Here is a 20,015-nt window from a genome sequence, read left to right on the forward strand (position 1 = left end):
CCGCCTGGCGTTCGGCGTTTTCATCCATCGGTCTAATCGATCTACGACGACACACCGACCGAGCGGTATTAATCTTGAACGGGCGCGGGCGTGTGTCGGCGACTGGATCATCTACTACGAACCGCGGAAGATCGCGGGCACCAAGGGTTACTACGCAATGGCCAAGGTCGGATGCGTCATTGCCGATCCATCGACGCCCGGCATGTACCTCGCGTTGATCGAGTCAGGCAGCTATCTCGACTGCGCTTCACCGGCTCCATTCGCCGATGAGAAAGGCCCGATCGAGCACGGTGTTCTCAATGAGGCGGGGCGTATTTGGAGGCGGTTCACATCCGTCCACTCGACATAAACGGCCCCGATATCGTGAGCAACGGCCTGACGCTTTCGGGGACGGCACCGCGAGCATTGCTTCAAGCATTGAGCTAATCGCTGATCAGCGAACGGGCGCTCGCTGAGGATGGTGTCTCTGCGTGCATTTCGGCAGTGCGAACCTGTCAAAATTTTCCAGTTTTCTTTACATTTTCGCGCGATCTGCAAAGCAATTTGCGGCTCTCATACGTTCTTATAAAAAACGGTTTTATGCCGAAATCGCCCTTTTCAAGCACTCTCCCAAGAACCCACAAAACGCTGTCTAGACAGTATAACGAACAGCTCGAGATCGACTGACAGGCCGTGCCGCCGGACCGTCGAAGAGCCATCAACTTGGCTCTTCGAAGAGGCCCGACAAAACTGTCTCGGCCGATGGCACCGGCACGAACACACGGGTCCGATATTGTATTACTTCGGTAAAGCAGCCGATCGACTTGAGCCACGGCAGGCGATCATGCGGACAGCCGACCAGTTCGATGCGAGGCGAGCCGTTGACGAGCGAACGCTTGATCGTGAGGGGGAACGGTTGCGAGACATCGATGCTCCGCCCTGCCGTCACCGCCTTGACCACAGCGTCCGCCGGTAGGGCCTCAGCGCGGTCGATGCCGAGCCTGGCGAAGAGTGGGGGAACATGATCGTCGAAGACGAGGCGGCCCAACCATGATCGTCCTTCCCCATCGACGATGCGGTTGACCGCAAGATGGTCGCTCGGCAGCGCCGACCAGATGGGCAGGAGCAGGCCGGTGGCCAGCCGGATCGTCTCGCTGTCCACGGTTTGGCGGGCCGCTTCCACCTCGCCTGCCCAGGTTGTGCTGAACGTCTCGCGTGTCACTTCCTCCCAGGACGATTCATAAAGATCGTCTTCGCGCATATATTCGTTGCGCGTCGGCCGCATCATCTCGACACGCGGGATCGGCGTGCCTTCCTTCTCCTCCATCAGGGCCCGCGCCCGGGTCCGGAGCGCGGACTTGCCGGACTTCCGATTGATCATGAAGCGGGCACTGGCATCGCCATCGGCGATCCGCAGGATGCGCTCCAGTGTGACCGGATTGCGGCGGCGCGCGATTTCGATGGTGAGGAGGTGCGACGTCGCGCCGGTGAGCGGATCGGTGCGCAATATGATATCATTGATGAGTGTCGCCCGATCGACGAGGATCGTTTCGACCCCGACATCAAGGCGCCCGGCATCGCGCGCCGCCGAGACGCGGGTCTCGATCAGGGCGAGGAACTCGTCGAAGATGCTGTTCTGGAGTGCGATCGGTAGCGCGAGGATGCGGTTGAGCCATCGCTGTATAGGCGGCATTTCATCCTTGAGAACGCCATCCTTGTCGACCAGCTCGAGACCGGTGCGGTGCTGGAATTCGTCAAGGCTGGTGCTGGCAAGCTTGCCTGCCGCCAGCAGGTCGAACCAGCTCAGGAGAGCAGCGCAGGCATATTCGCTCTCGAGATTGTCGGCGGGGTCGAACAGTCCTTGTCCGCCGGTCTGGCGCTGGCCGCGCGTGAGCGCCCCCAAGCTGTCGAGGCGGCGCGCGATCGTGCTGGTGAAGCGCAACTCGCCCTTGCAGTCGGTCGTCACCGGCCGGAACAGCGGCGTCGCCGCCTGATGTGTGCGGTGCGTCCGCCCTAGCCCCTGGATCGCACGATCCGCGCGCCAGCCGGGTTCCAGAAGAAGATGGACGCGCTGCTCCTGGTTCGCCGCGTCGAGAGAGGCATGATAGCTGCGCCCCGTGCCGCCGGCATCGGAAAAGACGAGGATCCGCTTGCGCCCCGCCTGGAATGCGGCAGCCTCCGCCTGGCTCGTGCGCGCCGACCGGCTCTCCAGTTTCTGCCTGCCATCGCTCGCGGTGATCAGGCGCTTGGTACGACCCGTGACTTCGGCGACGGTCTCGTGCCCGAAATGTTCGAGCAGCGCATCAAGCGCCGACATGATGGGAGGCATCGCGCAGAGCTTTTCGATCAGCTCGACCCGCGCCGCTTCGGCCTCCGGATTGTAGACGGGGTTGCCGTGCTCGTCGGTCATCGGCAGTGACCGCGGCGTGCCGGTGTCGTCCTTGAAGATCTGCATCTGCCGCGTCGGGAACGCACGCTCGAGATAGTCGATGATATATTCCCGCGGCGAGAGATCGATTTCGAGATCCGCGCGCTCCTCGGGATTAAGATCGCCAAGGCGCCGGTTGAGAATGGATTCCGCCGTCGTCACCAGCTGGAGCACCACGGACTGGCCATCGGAGACATGCGCGCGAACGGCAGCGATAACCGTCGGGAGCTTCATCGAAAGGAGCAGCTGACCGAAGAATCGCTGTTTCGTGGACTCGAAGCGCGAGCGCGCCGAGGCCTTGGCCCCACTGTTGAGCGTCGCATTCTCCAACCCGTCGACCACCGATGTCAGCTCGAGGGCGCGTTCCATATTGCGATGGATGATCGCCCAGGCATCGGCATAGCTGTCATAGATGGCGATCTGGTCGGGCGTCAGTTCGTGCCGCAGGATCTCATACTCGACACCCGCGAAGCTCAGCGCACGGGCAGTATAGAGACCTAGCGCCTTGAGGTCGCGCGCCACAAGCTCCATCGCCGCGATCCCGCCCTTGCGAATACCGGTGATAAACTGCTCGCGATTGGTGAAGGCGGTTTCCGGGCCCCAGAGGCCGAGCCTGACAGCATAGGCCAGGTTGTTGACGTCCGATGCACCGGTCGCCGAAGCGTAGAGCACACGGGCTCCGGGGAGATTGTTCTGAAGGAGAACCCCGCAAATGCCTTGTTGCGACCCCTCCTTCGGGCCGAGAGCCCCCTCGCCGCCCGCGACGCCGCCCATCTCGTGCGCTTCATCGAAGCCGATAACGCCTTCGAAATCGTCGCCGGCCCAATCGATGATCTGTTTGAGGCGGCTGTGATCGCCGCGCGCCGAGCGAAGTGTGGGATAGGTGACGAACAGCACGCCCTGCTCAAGCACGACTGGCTGGTCGATCTTCCAGTTGGAAAGGGGCTGGATGTCGGCCGCGAGGCCGCCGAGCGCGGTCCAGTCGCGCCGGGCATCTTCAAGTAGCGTTTCGTTCTTCGAGACCCAGATGTTGCGGCGCCGGCCCTGCAGCCAATTGTCGAGAATGCAGGCCGCGACCTGACGCCCCTTTCCCGCACCGGTGCCGTCTCCCAGGAAGTAACCCTTGCGATAGACTCGGCCGCCTTCGGCTTCGTCGAGACCAACACCTTCCTTGCTCGGCGTGAACCGGCCGGGCAGAAACTGGGACCATGCGTGACCCGCATAGACAACTGTTTCGAGCTGCGAGGCGGAAAGCAGGCGTTCGGAAACGGTGCGTTCCGGGAGGTGAGGCACATAGTCGGGGATTGGCGCGGCGATCGATCCCATCGCCACCGATTCCACGAGCGCGGTCGGATGCTCGCCGGCCGCTTCGAACACAATCCGACTGGGCCTGTAGGGCAGATAGACGCCGACCTGATCGAGCAAGGGCGCGGGCGCATCGAGCGCGGTGTAGCCGACAGGCAGGATATTGTTGCGAACCGGCGCATGATAAGGCCTCGGCGCCGCCCGCGTGCTCTTGACCGCGCGGAACAGGGACAGGCTGGAGGAGCGCTTTGGCGTCGGCGGTAACGCGGTCGTGATCGCGCTGCGTTCGGGAACGGTCAGGGCTCCCAGCAATTCGCGGATCGATCCGCGCTGGATGGTCGCCGGGACGGCGCCGCCCACGACCTTGTCGATGACGAAGAGCCGGACCGCGATTGACGTCCCGTGCTTCAGATAGCATTTCTCGAGCCGGACCGACGTCCGGACGCTGACATCACGCAGCGTTGTCTCGAAAAGATCGCGCATGCGTGCATTGGGGCCGAACCAATCGGGCATGACCGCAACGAGCCTGCCACCGGGTTGCAAGCGTCGCAGGGCCGCCTGGAGATGGCGGACGGCGGCATGACTGTCGGCGCCGAGACCCATGGAGCGCGAGAAAGGCGGGTTCATCAGGACGATGCTGGGGCGCGGCGCGTCTGCGAGCGTGGAATTGATCGTCGCCCCGTCATGGCCGGTAATCACCGCATCGGGAAACGTATGTCTCAGGCGCGCGCGGCGCGGCGCGGCATATTCGTTGAGCTGGAGGCCGGCATGATCCCGGCAATGGGCGATGAGAAGTCCATTACCGGCACTCGGCTCCAGAATGACATCTCCGGGCTCGATAGCCGCCAGGACGACAGCAAGCGCGGCGAGATCAACGGGTGTCGAAAATTGCTGCCATTCGATCTGCTCCTCGCTGCGCACCGTCTGGGTGGGCAGCCGGTCGAGCAGGTCGCAGGCCGCGCCGACATCGGCGAGTGAGCGCAGCGGATAGGGACCGAACTGGAGGTGGTGGGCGAGCGCATGCTCCAAAATCTCGAAACTGTCGCGCTGCGTCCATAGGCCGTCGGCATCGGTGCCGCCAAATCCAGCGACCATCGCGGCATTGAGATCCGCACGGGTAATGCGATCAACGGACCGGAGCCGTTCGACAAGGAGGGTGGTCGCGCGGCGTTCAGCCGCCGTCGCGGCATCAGAAAGGTTGGTCATTTAGGGGTCTCCAGAGCGGCTACCCTTCTGGTAGCTCAGCCTTTCACACCCCCCTTCCCTTTGGATCGGATGCGCGGCCGCGCGTGGTCACGCGGGAAAAGCATGAGGCCCAGTACCTGATCGCGCAGACCGTCGCCGAGCAGGTAGAATATCTTATGGTATTGGCGGGTGCCTCACCTGAAGCTATCCGCGCACGATCTCTCATATGCCTTCAAGGAAAGACCATGACCGCGACTTTCGAAACGTTGTTGGCGAGCGACTTCTCCGCACGATGTGATCGACCGCTTGACCGGGCAGTGCAGATCGCCCGCGATCATAGCGGCAAACTGACGATAGCACACGTCCTGGAGCGGCAAGGCGCGCAGTCTGGGCCCGAGACGGTCGAGCGCCTGCGTGCGGAATTGCCGCTCACGGCGCAGGACGCCAATCTAATCGTGCGGTCCGGGTCCGCCCCCAAGATGCTGGCGCAAATCGCGGCGGAACGCGGCAGCGATCTGATCGTGACCGGCGTCGCGCGCTACAACAGCATCGGCGATTATCTGCTGGGCACGGCTGTCGACCATATTGTCCGCAATGCGCAAGCCCCGGTTCTGGTCGTGCGGCGCCGCGCGACGGGACCTTATGAACAGATCGTCGTCGCGACCGATTTTTCAGACTGTTCGCGCTCGGCTCTTCTGTCTGCCGCGCAGATCTTTCCCGCAGCTGACATCACCGTCGTCCATGCCTTCCATGTCCCGTACGAAGCCTGGCTGAAATCGGATGATGTAAAGGAATATGTGCGAACCGAAGCCCAGGAGGGCATGGAGGCGTTCCTTGCCCAGAAGGAACTCGCGTCATTGGCTTCCCGCATCGAAGCCATTGTCGATGAAGGGGAGACAGGCAGCGTCATCATGCGCCAGCTTGAACGCACGAAGTCGCACCTTCTGGTCCTCGGCACCCATGGCCGCAGCGGCTTTGCCCATGCGACGATCGGCAGTCAGGCCGAGGCGTTGCTGTCGGCGGTGAATACCGATGTACTGATGGTACGCGAACCCAGATCTTGACCGCACTGGTCGTCCGACAATGCTAGCGAGCAGCGTTCCCAAGCCGGGCGACGGCTCGGAGCCATTTTTCCCTGGACGACGCGCGCCCTTCCACGCTCCCGATAATCGAGTAGCGCACCGGATGAAGGCCGACGAACCGCAGGAGATTGCGATCGAGGCTCTTGAGGCTATGGGCGTGGAAGAAGAGCCGATAGATGGGTGCGGGCATTCCCATCGTCACGATGATCCGCGCGGATCGACCGGTGAGAAGCTTGGCCGCCGCTCCGACCGAACCCTCCTCGATCGCAAAACCGGGGCGCATGACCTGTTCGAGAAAACCCTTGAGGAGGGCAGGAACGTCTCCGAGCCATAGTGGGTAAAGGATGACCACATGATTCGCCCAGCGAATGTCTGTCTGGGCCTTGTGAATGGCGGCGGCGGGCGCATTGTCCCGCCACTCCCCGGCCGATCGCAAGATAGGGAAATCAAGTTCTGCAATCTCGATCCGGCGCACTTCATGGCCTGCCGCCTCGCCGCCCGCCGCATAGGCATCCGCAAGCGCATGAACGTACCGGGTCCGGTTTGGGTCGGGATGCCCATCGATAATCGTGATGCGGGTCATGACATCTCCTGAATCCGCCATCCACGCATCGTCGTGCAATTGGGATTATCCCGGAGTGTCGGTGGCGACAGGTACCGGCCAGCCGAGATGAAATCACTTGAGCTATGAGGGGGAACGTTTCTTCCTCGCAAGAGTCGGGAAACTGGCGGAGGAACCCTGATTACAATACATGCGACTGTGCGGAACGCATGGCCAATAGCTCTGCGGCCATGTTGGGGGTGTTCTCCCATGGGGCACTACACAAACGGAGGATCGCGGTGACCCAGAGAATATCGCCGCTTTCACGGGGGAAGAGTTTTGAGCGATTTTCGTTTCCTGCATGCCGCCGACATTCATCTCGACAGCCCGCTCTATGGCCTGTCGAGATATGAAGGTCTGCCCGAGGACGACATAAGGGGGGCCACGCGCGCGGCCTTCGACAATCTGGTGCAACGCGCCATCGACGAAGATGTCGATTTCGTCGTGATCGCCGGCGACCTCTTCGACGGTGAGTGGAAGGACATGAGCACCGGCCTCTATTTCGCCCGCGCCATGGGCCGCCTGGATCGGGCCGAAATCCCGGTCTTCCTTCTCGCCGGCAACCATGATGCCGCCTCCGTCATCACCCGCAGCATTCCCTGGCCGCCCAATGTCCGCCTGTTCAGCGCGCGGCGGCCGGAAACCCATCTGCTTGCCGAGCTTCAGGTCGCTGTCCACGGACAGAGCTTCTCGACACCGGCTGTCACCGACAATCTCGTTCCGTCCTATCCCGCCGCTGCAGAGCATCACTTCAATATCGGGATGCTGCACACCGCGCTGGCAGGCCGGAAGGGCCACGCCGATTATGCTCCCTGCAGCCTGGATGATCTCAAGGCCAAGCAATACGATTACTGGGCGCTCGGCCATGTCCATCAACACGAGATCGTGTGCGAGGCGCCCCATGTCGTCTTCCCGGGCAACATCCAGGGCCGCACGATCCGCGAGACGGGCCCCAAGGGCGCGGTGATCGTCACCGTGGAGGATGGTCAGGTTTCCTCCATCGATCGATTGAATCTGGATGTGATCCGCTGGCTCGCGGTCGATGTCGACTGTAGCGACGTGCCGGCCGACAGCATTGCGGAACGCATGCGCTCCGCGCTTCTTGAAGCGTGGCAGCGCGGCGGCGATGGATTGCCCCTCGTCACACGGCTTGTGCTGACGGGCGAGACCGACAGCGCCGGCGCGCTCATCGACAGCGCCGCGGACCTGCGCGACGTCGCGCGCGCCGTGGCCGCTTCGATCTCGCCCAATCTCTTCATCGAGAAAGTGAAGCTGCTCGTGACGAAGCCCGCCACCGCCAGTGAGGTGATTGTCGGCGACGATCTCGCTGCCTTGATCGACCGAGCCGCTACCGATCCTCAACTGCACGAGCTGCTGGCCGCGGACCTTTCGCCCTTCCTGCTCGCGGCGCAGAGCCTGCTCCCCGATGCCGATGAAGCGGACCTTCGCCGCTATGCCGGCGACGGCAAGTGGGACGCGGTCATCGGAACCGCCGCCCAGGCGCTCCGCTCGCGTTTGACGAAGGGGGACTGAGCGATGCGGTTCGCCACCCTGTCACTCGAGCGTTATGGTCGTTTCGAGGATTGCGAGCTTTCCTTTCGCCAGGGCGACCCCGATCTTCACGTGGTGTACGGCGCCAACGAAGCGGGAAAGTCCACCTCGCTTGCGGCGGTCTCCGATCTGTTGTTCGGTTTCCCGGCACGGTCTCCCTACAACTTCGTCTACGACTACGCCCTGCTGCGCGTGGGGGCCGTGCTCGAGGACGAGGGGCACAGCTTCGCTTGTCGCCGCAAGAAGGGGACGGCCGGGACACTGATCGATGCCGAGGATCGTCTCCTCGACGAAGCTATGCTGCTCGCCATGCTGCGGGGGCAGACGCGCGAGACATTCGCACTCTCCTTCAGCCTCGACCAGGATGGCCTGCGAGCGGGCGGGCGGGCCATGGTCGAGGCCCGCAACGACCTGGGCCGAGCCCTCTTTGCCGCAGGCTCCGGGCTCACGGGTGTTGCGGACGAATTGGCTCGCCTCGAGAGCGAAGCCGATGCGATCTGGGGACAACGCGCCGCGGCGAGGCGGAGCTTCACGCAGGCCCAACGCGATTTCGAAGCGCAGACCCGGGCAGTCCGAGACCAGGCCCTCAAGCCGAAGGCTTGGCTCGATGCCAAAGGCGCGGTCGCGGACGCCCAGCAGATGCTCGAAGAGGTTCAGCGGCGGCGCGACGCAGTGCTTGCCGAGGTCAGCCGCCTCGAGCGCATCCGCCGGATTGCGCCTGCCGTCCGTCTTCGCAGCGACCATCTCGCGGCGCTTGCCGCCCACATGGATACGATTGATATCGGGCCGCAGCGCGAACACGCCGCCGAAGCGGCAATGGCCGAGATGGAGGCCGCTTCGCGTGCAAGGGCCGCCGCTCAGAATCTGGTGAACGAAGCCCGGGCACAGATCGATGCGCTTTCTCCTGATCCGTCGGTCCTCGCCCACGACGCCGAAATCGACGCGCTGATCGCTTCGTCGGGCGCGGTGACAAAGGGTCAACAGGACTTAGCGCGTCTGAGCGAGGAGCGATCCGCATCGGGAGGTCTTGTCGCCCGGCTCCGCGCCGAAGCCGGCGCGCTCGCCTCCGATCCCCCCACACGGATCGTAAGTTCCAGACTGCGCGAAATCGCGCTCGGCCATGCCGAGGATCTCGCCGCGCTCCGGCAGATCGAAGAGAGTGAGCAGGACCTGGCTGAAAGGCGTGTCGCGATCGAGAGGAAGATTGCGGATCGCCCCCAAACAGGAAATCTGACCGCGATCGTAACGGCGATCGACCTTGCCAGGACCCTCGGGGCCGATGCGGACGCGCGCTGCGAACTGGCGCAACGCAAAGCCGACCGGGCCGCGGCCAGCCTGGACGTGGCGCTCGCTCGGCTCGCGCCCTGGAGCGGGGACGCATCGGCCCTGGCCGCGCTTCCCAGACTGGCACGGCACGAAATCGAAGACGTGCGATCCGTCCTTTCCGAAGCCGAGACCGATCTGCAGCGGGCAAGAGACGCCGCTTCGCGCGCCCGCGAAGAGGCCGAGGCGCTCTCCCTCGAAATGGAGCAGCTCTCGTCGGGCGCTGCGGTAGCTGACGAGGAGATCACCGCCGTTCGAAGCGAGCGCGACGCGTTCTGGCGACCGCTGCGCGCGCACATGCGGCAAGGCATGGCCCTCCCCTCCCCTGATGAAGCTGTCGATGCTTATGAGACGGCAGTCGCTCGAGCAGATGAACGCGGAGATGCCCGCTACGCCGCCGCCGACGAGTCGAGCCGTCTGACGGTCATGGGTCAACGCCGGACCAGGCTCCTTCTGGCCGCTGACCAGGCGGACACGCGCGCGCAGGCGGCAAGCGATCGTCGCGAAAGCGTGCTGACGGGCTGGGCACGAAAGTTGGCGGAGGCGGGCTATCCGGCGTTGGAGCCCAACCGGTTCCTCGGTTGGATGTCCGAGCGGGAAACGGCCGAGGCAGCACATCGGGAGGCAATCGATGCCCACGACGATGCCAGCGCGATCGTTGCGCGGCGCAATGAATTGCGGGCCGGCCTGGTCGCCGCCCTCGCAGACGAGTCCGTGCCCAAGGGAGAAGACCTCCTACCGCTGCTGGCCTTCGCCACACGGATTCGGCAAGCCGGCGAGGCGGCCGCCGAGCAGCACAGACTCGACGAGGCCGCACTCGCACAAATCGGGCAAGATGCGGAAGGCCTGCAGCGCCGCCGCAAGCGCGTCGATGAGAGTATGACAACGCGGATGGAGGCCTGGCGCGTGCTGCTGGTCGAAGCGGACATCGATCTCGACATAGCCAGCGCTCCGGCAGCGCTCGATGTCCTGGACGAGCTCAGAGCCGCGATTGCCGCGCAGCGAGACCTGCAGACACGCATCGACGGCATAGCGAGGGACGCGCATGAACATGACGAAAGCGTCGCGGCCTTAACCGCAAGTCTGGGGATAGCCGCCTCGGGCGGCGGAGTGACGCTGCTCGAAGGGATGCGGGCCCGGCTCTCGGCGGCGCGCTCGACCGCAAGCGTCCTGGAGGCACTCGAGGAAAGCATTGCCGGCCGAAGCGCCGAGATGGCGGCCGAAGACGCACGGCATGCTGCGGCCTGGGCGTCGCTGACCACGCTTCTGGAGGAGACGGGCGCTACCGACCTGCAGGGCCTGGGTGCGGCCATCGAGTGTTCGCGGGCAGCGCGCGCCCTGCGCCACGCGGTCAGCGAAGCAGAAGCCGCGATCGTCGCGGCGGGCGACGGCAAGGGACTGGATGAGCTTGTCGGGTCCCTGGAAGACGTCGATGCTGACGGTCTGGCCGTCCGAATCCAGTCGCTCTCGGGGCAACTGACCCAGCTCAACGATGAGGTTGCCACTGCGGCAAGCGCCCACGGCGATGCCAGGAGAGTCTTTGCCGGTCTGGAGGCGCAAAGCGGCTCGTCCGCCGACGCAGCCTCGGATGCCGAGCAGGCCCGGGCCGAGCTCGCTGTTCTTGCCGAAGATTTTATCCTGAAGCGAGCCGAAGCCGTCACGCTACGCTGGGCGATTGAACAATATCGCGAGCGCCATCAGGATCCCATGCTTCTGCGCGCAAGCGAGATCTTCCGCCGGCTGACGATCGGGCGATATGCGGCGCTGCGGATCGACAGCGACGGACCCAATTCACGGCTCCTGGGGTTACGCGACGACGGCAGGACCGTGGTGGACGTCGGGGCGATGAGCGAGGGAACCACGGACCAGCTCTTTCTCGCGCTTCGCCTCGCAGCTGTCGAGCAATCCATCGCGGCCGGTGTTCGCCTGCCCTTCCTCGCGGACGACTTGTTCGTCAATTTCGACGATGAGCGTTCCGAGGCAGGTTTCAGGGTGCTGGCGGAACTCGCGCGATCGACGCAGGTGCTGTTCTTCACCCATCACCCCCATCTGGCGGCGATCGCCCGATCTGTCGTCGGCGAGGACCTTCACTCGGAATGCTCCCTGGCCTGAGACAGCCGAGCGACCTTCAGATCAAGCCGCCCTGGACTGGCTGTTCGAGCGCGGAACGCGCGGCTCCGACACTCTTTCGGCGCTTTGTGTACGCAACCTGCAGCGGCACCTGTCCTCGTCCCATTCGATGCGCGCCAGCGAATATCGCCGCGGCTAGCAATTGCCCGACGGCTTCGATCTAAGGCCGCATGACGTGGCGGAGGCTGCGGAAATGCGGCAGCGGGTCAAGGACGCCTTGAAGGACGGCAAATAGCGGAGCGCGGCCTCCAGCGCCTTTGCCCGGTTCTCGACTCCGCGGCTCCCCAACTTGCGTTTTCTCGTCAGTATGATTATATTTTAATCGGACTGATAACAGGTGATAAACATGGCGACCGAGACGAAGGTATTGACCGCGCATGTCCCCCTGGGGCTCGCGGAAAAGGTTGAAGCAATGGCCTCGCGACTCGAACGCTCGCGCGGCTGGGTGGTGAAGCAAGCGCTCGCCGCCTGGGTCGATCAGGAGGAGGAGCGTCACCGGATGACGCTCGAAGCCCTGGAGGATGTCGATGCCGGACGGGTGATCGACCACCAGGCGATCACGGCATGGGCCGACAGCCTTGGGACGGACAAGCCGCTACCCTCGCCGGTCAAATGAAGATCCAGTGGACCAGCAAGGCGTCGTCGGACCTTGTGCGTCTGCACGAGCATCTGGGCCCTGTCGCACCCGAAGCGGCGGCGCGCGTGGTCCAGCAACTCGCCCACGCACCGGATCGGCTGCTCGATTATCCAAGGATCGGCGAGAAGCTGGAAGCCTATGAACCGCGCGAGATCCGCCGGATCATCGTCGGCAATTACGAGATGCGCTACGAGATCGCGGCCGGAACGATCTTCATGCTGCGCCTCTGGCATTGCCGCGAAAACCGCAACTTCGAATCGGAGCAGTAGCGAGGATGCGATCGACCACCGCCGCAGTCGCTTCTATCCTCAGACCAGACCGAAATCCTGAAATTCAACCTGCCGCAGTCGGCCGGACAGCCCGTTCCGAATAGCTCTCACGGGTTCCGCCAGTCCCGGTTGACCGACGATGGCACCATGAATGTGGTCGGCTTCGATCGGCTGAAGGACTTGCACTTCGGCTTCAGGGTCGGTGGAAAAATGAGGTGCGAGATCTCGCCTCTCCTCTTCGCCGCCAGCGAACATCTGCGCAAATGCCCACGGGCCTCCGCAATAGCCCCTATGGTTCTTGACCTCGTTCCTTGCCGCGTTGCGCCAGCAGAATCGGCAATCATGCGTCCACAAGATGGTTGCGGAAAGGACAAGCACGATCCAGTCGACATGACCACTTTTGCGTCGCTTTGCCGCGAACATCGGCCCGTTCACACGCGAAATCGAAACAGAGACGGCGTCTTCGTTTCCATCCAATCGGCCGTAATCGCTGGCATATGCCAAATGATCGGCTGCTGCCAGATCGCGGCGCGGCCATAAGCCATGCTTCACGATCCCAGTGAGATTCGCAGCTTGGGTGAAATGCAGCAGGAACCGCACGTCGCGGTCCACGGCGATGGAGCGGATAGGCGTCCTGCGGGCCTCCTTCATCGCAATGATCCCATAGACGCCTCCAATACCTCCGCCCAGTCTTTGACGCCGCGCGGCGCCATCCGCGTTATCTCAAGACCGGGCCGAGCATATCGCAACGCCGCGCGTGCCGCCGCCAGTTCACCTTCAGCGTCATTGTCGACGGCGAGGATCAAGGATGTCAGACCTTGCGGCAGCAGGATCTGATCGAGACGCCGTGCACCCAAGCTCGCCCAGCAGGGAGCTCCTTGAATGAGGGTGAAGGCCCGCGCGGTTTCGAAGCCCTCGGCGAGCGCCAGGCAAGAAGCCCCCCGCCCTCCCCCTTGCCATGCCCCCTGCCCTGGCCGCCCCAGCATGAGCTTCATGCGGTACTTGCCGGTTTCCCGGTCGAGGAAGATGCGCTGGATGGCAGTCAGTCGCCGCCCTTCGCGCACGGCCACGAGCAAGGCGGGATGGAACGTGGTCCAGGGCTTGGGACGATAAGGACAGCGTGGATGAAATCGGAGATCATCGGTAGGCGGATCGAGATGCCGCAGCGTCAGGTAACGCTCAGCGAGAGTGCCGGGGATCGGAAGCCCCTCTTCCCAGAGCCGTGCGGCATTGCCCGAAGCGCGCGCGGGCATGTCCCGGTAGGAGTAGTGTTGCCGGATCGGTATCCGGCGCAATTCGCGCAGGACATCTTCGCGATCACAACCGGCAAAGCACGTGACAAGAATACCGCGATCGCCCTGCCGGATCGAGAGGCTTGGTGTGCTATCAGCATGCGCCGGGCACAGGCACATGGCGGTGCGGCCATGCCAGGTGCCACCGAGAGCACCTACGAGATCGATGAGTTCCTGGGATGGTCGTCGGGCTGTAAGCGGCATGGCATTCCTCCTGCTTGCATGCCCCTGCCCCTCTCCCTCTTTCTCCCGGCCATCAGATCGCGGTCCATCTGTGCTCCGGGCTGCGTGCGCGGATCGAGGAAGCGCCAATAGCCACCGGGGTGCACGGCCGGTTTGCGGATGGGATTTCCTGCGAGCGGAATGAATGCCTCGATGGCGGTGGGCCTTGTCGCCGCCTATTCGAGCGCCAGGAGAACATCGTCAGCGGCAGTTCTGGCCCTGTCCGATTCGTGGACCACCGCCAACTCGGATGCCGCCGGGAAGGAATTTGAGTTCCATTCTCGAAGCGGCGACAAGACCGATCTATGCTTGCCGCCAATTCTGGCGATCACTTGATTCGCATGGAAACTGGAGCTTGTCCGTTCGCCCGGAATGGGCCCGGACTCTCCATCTGAGAGCAACGTTGTCCTTGCATGATGGCGCCAGTTGCTACCAATTTGACTAACCACCATCCTTTTGGCATAGCTGTCCGGGATAAGGGGTCTTTTTTCGACCTTTTTCACGAACCAAGGCCAATTTGGGTTGAGAAGGGGGACAACGCCCATGCTGTCGGGTCAGATTCTCGATGCGATGATCACCTCGTGCGAGAATGCAAAAACCGTTCTGCGGCAAGCGGCGATAGATCCATCCGACAGGAAAACCCTCAATATTTCAATGGGGGCCTCGGTCGCCGCGGAGTTTCTGGGGAGGACGCCCGAAGCCCTGTCCAAGGCGGAAGCGCGTGGACGCCTTCCTGCGCCGAAGACGTCCGCCAACGGGCGCAGATATTACACGGTCGAGGATTTGATCGCGATTCGCGAAGCACTCGGTATCAAGATGGGCAAATTGCCGTCCGAGCGAGCGGTCGTCGTGGCCGTGCAGAATTTCAAGGGCGGTGTCAGCAAATCGACCACGGGCAAGCACCTTGCCGATTATCTTGCCCTGCGGGGTTACCGGGTTCTTGTCGTGGACTGCGATCCCCAGGCTTCGATGAGCGTGATGTTCGACGTCAATCTCGAGGCCTTGGTCGACGAGACCCATACGCTGTCGAATTTCCTGTCGCCGCGCATCGACGAAGCGGATTCGCTGCGCAAGACGATCCAGAAGACGGCCTGGCCCAATATCGACATCTGCCCGGCGAACCTCGGCCTGCAGGACACCGAATGGGAACTGACCGCGACGATCGAGGAAGGACCGACAGCGATCGCGGGCGCGTTCCGCATGCTGCGGATCGGACTGGAGGAAGTTCGTCACGACTATGACGTCGTCATTCTCGACCCTCCCCCGGCCATGGGGTTTCTCGGCGTGAACACGCTGACTGCGGCCGATGGCCTGTTGATCCCCGTCCCTGCCCGGCAGCTCGACTATCTGTCGACCATTCATTTCATGCAGACCTGCCGCGAGGCGATGGATCTCGTCTCCAAGTTCGACACGTCGATCGACTATGGCTTCATTCGGGTCGTCTGCACGATGTTCCAGCCCAGTCGCACGAACGAGGCGCAGATGCTCCAGGTCATGGAGAAGACCTACGCCGGACAAATGCTCTCGACACCGATTCTGCTCTCGGAAGAGATCAAGAATGCGGGACTTTCGATGTCTTCGATTTACGAGATCAACAAACCCTACGGCTCGCATCAGACCTATGTTCGCTGCCGCGACAATCTCAACATGGTCTTCCGCGAGGTAGAGAAAGACATCTGCAAGCAGTGGCCATCGCGGATGGCGCAGCTTGGCACCGATCGGTTGACGGAGGCCGCATGAGCAGCGCGGGGGGCAGACGGCGGAGTCTCTTGGCGAACGCCATCGAAAGCATCGGCACGACACCGCCCCCGACACGCGCGGCCGATGGTCCCGTCGCCGGGGATCACGCGGATCGAGAAAAGCCCGCCGAAGAACCGGCGACACCGTCCTTCCTCGAACGGCGCGGGGTTGCGTTCGATGAGATCACGCGCACCGTCAAGCGCCTCACCATTCGCCTGAAGCCATCGGAATGCTCGATCTGGCCAGGCAATGCGCGCGACTATGCGGCGCTCAGCTATGACCGCTGCGCCTCCCTGATTGAATCGATCAGGGAGGAAGGAACCAATCGCGAACCGGTGGTCGTCAGGCGAACCCCCAATGCCGAACGGCCCTATGAGCTGATCGTCGGCACACGTCGTCATTTTTCGATCTCCTGGCTCCATGCGAACAACCATAGCGAGATCGAACTCGTAGCCCGGATCGAAACGCTCGATGACGAAGGCGCCTTCCGTCTCGCGGACCTGGAAAACCGGGAGCGCGAGGACGTCACCGATCTCGAGCGGGCCCGAAATTATCGGCACGCGGTGGAAGCCTATTATAATGGCGTCAGGGCGCAGATGGCCGAGCGCCTGGCGATCCCCAAGCAGAATCTTCACAATTTGTTGCAACTCGCCGAACTCCCCGACGAGGTGGTGAGCGCATTTGCGGAACCAGGCGACCTGAAGGTCCGTCACGGCATGCGCCTGTCGCCGCTCATCAAGGATGAGCGCTATCGCGACGCCATTCTCGGTGAGGCGGCCATAATCGCCGCCGAGCAGAAAGAGCTGCTGGCCGCCGGCGCGGAAAAGATCGAGGGCAGCAAAGTCTGCGAACGCCTGGCCGCGGCCGTGACACCTTCCAGGCCTGCGCCTTCGCCAAAGGCGAAGCCGGCTCTGACGGCGGCTTCGGGCAAGGAGATCGGACAAGTTCTCGCCGATACCAAGGCGAAGGGCATCACGATCAACATCAATCCAAAAGGCCGCGCATCGGTCGATGAGATTCTGGACGCACTGCGTCCGGTCATCGAGAGCGCGAGATTCGCGCGATAATGAGAATCCACAATAAATCTTTTATTTTCAAATCTTTATGATGGAGTAAAACGCGTTTTACGCGCGTTGCAGGACATGAGATGCCACAGGACTACCGCGAAGACGGTCAAGTAGACCTCTTTCTGCCGCAACTGACGGCACTGCCGCTTCGCGACCAGCGCGAAACGATGGAGCGTCCATTCTTTTCCCTGTCCAAGCGCAAGCGCCTGAAGCCGATCGACTATGTCAGTCCGGACCGAAAAGTTACCGTCCATGTTTCGGCCAACTCGGAATATGGCCTCGCCACGATCTACGATCTCGACATTCTGATCTACTGCGCCTCGGTGCTCATCGAACATAAGCGCCGCGGTGCGAACGACATTCCGCAAACCTTGAACGTCGTGCCCTACGACATGCTCAGGACACTCAAACGCGAGGTCGGCGGGCGAGCCTATGACTTGCTGGGCAATGCGCTTGACCGTCTGCAGTCAACCACGGTGAAGACCAATATCCGCTCGGGCGACGCTGTCGAGACCACTTTCTCCTGGATCGACAGCTACAGTCAGCTCAAGGACCGCACGGGCAACGTGCGAGGTATGCGCATCACCCTCGCCAAATGGTTTTACGACGGCGTGCTGATGGAAGGCGGCGTCCTCGCGATCGATCCCGCCTATTTCTCGCTCACCGGGGGGAGAGAACGCTGGCTGTACCGGGTTGCGCGCAAGCACGCCGGCGGCGCCGGAACGGACGGCTTCGCGATCTCCATGCCGACGCTGTTCGAGAAATCGGGCGCGGAAGGAGACTATCGTCGCTTCAAATTCGAGATGACCAAGATCGTCCGGGAAAATGCGCTGCCGGGTTACGCGCTCGAACTGGAATTGCGCGCAGAGGCCGAACCGTTCCTGCGCATGGTCAGGCGCAACCTCACGAGCGAACCCGGAGCCCCCTCCCCTGCCCCGGTCCAGACTGCACCCACGCCTGGCCGGGCTACTCCTTCCGCACAAGACAAGGCGATCGACGAACCGCCGATCGCCTTCCCGGAATATGGACATATCGCCCATAGCGCCTTTGGCGCCATCGCACGGGCCAACCTGCCCGAACCGCAGCGTGACCACGGCATGGTCGCCGACGACTTTCGGTCATTCCTGAGGCAGCGCGAAATCGCATACGATGCCAGGAACATCACGCAGATCTTCGCAACATTCTGTTCGAAGCAACGCGCGGCGCTGTAGCGCGGTACAGCGCCGCTTCGAACAGCACGGTCTTTCAGGAACAACCTTCCGCTACCCGAGTTGCGCATGGTTCTTGCGTTCCTGAAGTACCGACGGACAAGGGCCGACAGTTGCGCGGCCTCTTCCCCATTGAGCACCCCGTCCTATCGGGACGCTATCCCATAGAATATGCGATCTCAGCCATGACGCGGGGCTCAGCGGCTTGGCGTTGCCGCCATTATCTTCGCCAATTACGCTGTGCGGACCGAAGTCGCAGCCACCTTGGCCAAGCCGTTACGTCCTTCCGGGCCACGCTCGGGCATCGATCATCCCACCAGTTGACCGGCGCCGGGTACATCAGGAACGCGGACACCCTTTCGATCATCGCACGTCGTTTCCAATCAACCAGGATATAAGCCGGACAAAGCAGATGGCGGGTCAATCTCGTGCCGGCGATTCCTGGAACCGGAGGGAAGGGAAGGGGGGAACGGTGCGATCGTTCATCGAGATCGGCTCCGCGGCAATCGATCAGGCGTTCCTGAAATACCGTGCGGAGGAAAACTCCGCCGCCTCGGTCCGCCATGGCAGACGAGATCAAACGGCCGAGCCCAACAGGCGGCCGTTCCCAAAGTACCGCGCCATCGGCGTGTATTCACGCCTCGCCAGGCCCGGAGATGATGGCCACGCGACCGCCGTTTCAAGCGCCCGGCAGCCAGTCATTGAAGTTCAAACCAGAGCGAAACTCCGCTCCAGAGGCTGGCCGCCTGTCTCGATCGGCCCCTTCGTTCCTAATATACCGTGGGAGAGTCGGGAGGCCTTGCCGATTTCCCGGCCAGCAAGTGCCCGAGGGTCATGATCGCGGCTACAAGAGTGGCTATCAACTGTGTCCGCCTGTGTCGTCAGGAAGCTCAAAACTCCGGGAAATCAGGGATGTAGCATCGAGTAAAACGCGTTTTACCGCCCTTTCCGCCCCGATCTCCAATGACCCGCCCACACGGTATTTCAGGAACGGCGCACGGTACATTGGGAACCGAATCACGGTCCAATGGGAACACCGCACAGGGTATTTCAGGAACGGTCGGACGGTATTACGGGAACGCGCTGAATTCCCCGACTCGTGATGAATCCATGAGTCGCGGCCGGCGCATCCACAGCCTAACTTTCTATCTTTATTTCTAAAGGAATTAACGGCGCCTGCGGCGCTTCTCCCTTTTATGAAAAGATTGAAGGGGCAGGGAAGGCCATCGGCAAGCACCGAACACAATGGCAAGGCCCAGTGCCCGATGTCGCACGAGCATAGAGCATCCAGAGGATGGCATTCAACATCCGCTGCCGAACCGTGCATCACTCGCCTCCCGATCAATCAGCGAGACAACATTCGACAATGCGCACCCGAAGCTGATCCCATCATCTTGGCTACCCGGGCTTGATCCCCGCGGACGATGGCGGACGAGATCCCGGTTCACCTCTTCCTGTCGCCTGACCTGCCTCATCACTGGGTCCCCCTCGACGCCTTCGAAGGAGTCGAATATCGGCGAGCGCAGATCGAAGTCCAAACTCTCGAGGGCCTGTTGGAAGCTTGGATCTACCTTGATGCTGAGCGTCTGCCATCGGACGGGCATCCAAACGGTATCTAGCTTTCCACAGCGATCAACCTCGCGGCGCTTATGGTCACACGTTCTGCTGGTGCAGCACTCGCGTGAAATCACCTCGTTCGATCAGCTTGTGAGATGTAGGGTACATACCGCCGAAGTCAGGGTGCTTTATATCCAGCATGTCCCTCAAAATCGGAACAAACCGAGAAATAGCCCTGAAACGCCGCCAGGGCCTCACCAGGCGCTTCTGGGCGTTCTGACATCCCTTACTCATGAATAGCGTCAAATCGCTCTGTACGGGCTTCTGGCTGGGGCGCATTTTGGGTCAATTGCCACAAGTTTGTGATCAAAATCAGGGCGCACATGATTCTGAACGCCACTTGCTCCCACCGCAAATTCGCGTTTGATTCGCAGCACCT

14 protein-coding genes and 1 pseudogene are annotated in these 20,015 nt (G+C 62.4%); 11 read left to right on the plus strand and 4 right to left on the minus strand.

Translation table 11 applies throughout. The annotated features are described in order from the left end of the window. Positions 1-4: 4 nt before the first annotated feature. Positions 5-334: pseudogene (locus NP825_RS22310) on the plus strand (restriction endonuclease); the annotation flags it as partial. Positions 335-697: 363 nt separating this feature from the next. Here NP825_RS22310 and NP825_RS22315 read toward each other — a convergent pair. Then, entirely contained in the window at positions 698-4,918 is a 4,221-nt protein-coding gene (locus NP825_RS22315) for a strawberry notch family protein (RefSeq protein ID WP_257551730.1), read from the minus strand. A gap of 224 nt (positions 4,919-5,142) precedes the next feature. On the opposite strand from NP825_RS22315, the gene NP825_RS22320 reads away from it, so the two are divergent. Next, positions 5,143-5,961 carry a universal stress protein gene (locus tag NP825_RS22320; RefSeq protein WP_257551731.1) on the plus strand — a complete coding sequence of 273 codons (819 nt, stop codon included), beginning with the start codon at positions 5,143-5,145 and terminating at the stop codon, positions 5,959-5,961. Between the two features lie 22 nt (positions 5,962-5,983). Here NP825_RS22320 and NP825_RS22325 read toward each other — a convergent pair whose 3' ends face one another. Further along, positions 5,984-6,562: an NAD(P)H-dependent oxidoreductase gene (locus NP825_RS22325; protein WP_257551732.1), complete on the minus strand. Its 579-nt coding sequence runs from the start codon at positions 6,560-6,562 to the stop codon at positions 5,984-5,986. 297 nt (positions 6,563-6,859) lie between these two features. Between NP825_RS22325 and NP825_RS22330 the strand changes: the two genes are divergently transcribed. The 4 genes from NP825_RS22330 (at position 6,860) to NP825_RS22345 (ending at position 12,490) form a co-directional block, all read left to right on the plus strand. Beyond that, positions 6,860-8,113: a DNA repair exonuclease gene (locus tag NP825_RS22330; RefSeq protein ID WP_257551733.1), complete on the plus strand. Its 1,254-nt coding sequence runs from the start codon at positions 6,860-6,862 to the stop codon at positions 8,111-8,113. Positions 8,114-8,116: 3 nt separating this feature from the next. Then, positions 8,117-11,566: a YhaN family protein gene (locus tag NP825_RS22335; protein ID WP_089220674.1), complete on the plus strand. Its 3,450-nt coding sequence runs from the start codon at positions 8,117-8,119 to the stop codon at positions 11,564-11,566. Between the two features lie 364 nt (positions 11,567-11,930). Continuing rightward, entirely contained in the window at positions 11,931-12,200 is a 270-nt protein-coding gene (locus NP825_RS22340) for a CopG family ribbon-helix-helix protein (RefSeq protein ID WP_020819389.1), read from the plus strand. Then, positions 12,197-12,490 (plus strand): type II toxin-antitoxin system RelE/ParE family toxin, encoded by a 294-nt coding sequence (locus tag NP825_RS22345; protein WP_089220675.1) that lies wholly within the window; start codon positions 12,197-12,199, stop codon positions 12,488-12,490. Before NP825_RS22340 ends, NP825_RS22345 begins: the two co-directional genes overlap by 4 nt. 39 nt (positions 12,491-12,529) lie before the next feature. Here NP825_RS22345 and NP825_RS22350 read toward each other — a convergent pair whose 3' ends face one another. After that, complete coding sequence (locus NP825_RS22350; RefSeq protein WP_089220676.1) at positions 12,530-13,141, minus strand: DarT ssDNA thymidine ADP-ribosyltransferase family protein; 612 nt, start codon at positions 13,139-13,141, stop codon at positions 12,530-12,532. Further along, the gene (locus NP825_RS22355; protein ID WP_257551734.1) at positions 13,138-13,986 is read right to left on the minus strand and encodes a toprim domain-containing protein; all 849 of its coding nucleotides are present in this window, start codon (positions 13,984-13,986) and stop codon (positions 13,138-13,140) included. The genes NP825_RS22350 and NP825_RS22355 overlap by 4 nt, the downstream gene beginning before the upstream one ends. Positions 13,987-14,157: 171 nt before the next feature. On the opposite strand from NP825_RS22355, the gene NP825_RS22360 reads away from it, so the two are divergent. From NP825_RS22360 to NP825_RS22380, 5 genes are all read left to right on the plus strand, one after another. Continuing rightward, complete coding sequence (locus NP825_RS22360) at positions 14,158-14,340, plus strand: hypothetical protein (protein WP_020819384.1); 183 nt, start codon at positions 14,158-14,160, stop codon at positions 14,338-14,340. Between the two features lie 207 nt (positions 14,341-14,547). Then, complete coding sequence (locus NP825_RS22365; protein ID WP_015460581.1) at positions 14,548-15,744, plus strand: AAA family ATPase; 1,197 nt, start codon at positions 14,548-14,550, stop codon at positions 15,742-15,744. Beyond that, positions 15,741-16,811 (plus strand): ParB/RepB/Spo0J family partition protein, encoded by a 1,071-nt coding sequence (locus tag NP825_RS22370; protein ID WP_257551736.1) that lies wholly within the window; start codon positions 15,741-15,743, stop codon positions 16,809-16,811. Before NP825_RS22365 ends, NP825_RS22370 begins: the two co-directional genes overlap by 4 nt. 80 nt (positions 16,812-16,891) lie before the next feature. Further along, a complete protein-coding gene (locus NP825_RS22375) occupies positions 16,892-18,022 on the plus strand; it encodes a replication initiator protein A (protein ID WP_257551737.1) in 1,131 nt (376 codons plus the stop codon). A gap of 1,421 nt (positions 18,023-19,443) precedes the next feature. Next, entirely contained in the window at positions 19,444-19,638 is a 195-nt protein-coding gene (locus NP825_RS22380) for a hypothetical protein (protein ID WP_218821486.1), read from the plus strand. Positions 19,639-20,015: the final 377 nt, after the last annotated feature.

The organism is Sphingopyxis sp. DBS4 (genome assembly GCF_024628865.1).
Lineage (GTDB): Bacteria > Pseudomonadota > Alphaproteobacteria > Sphingomonadales > Sphingomonadaceae > Sphingopyxis.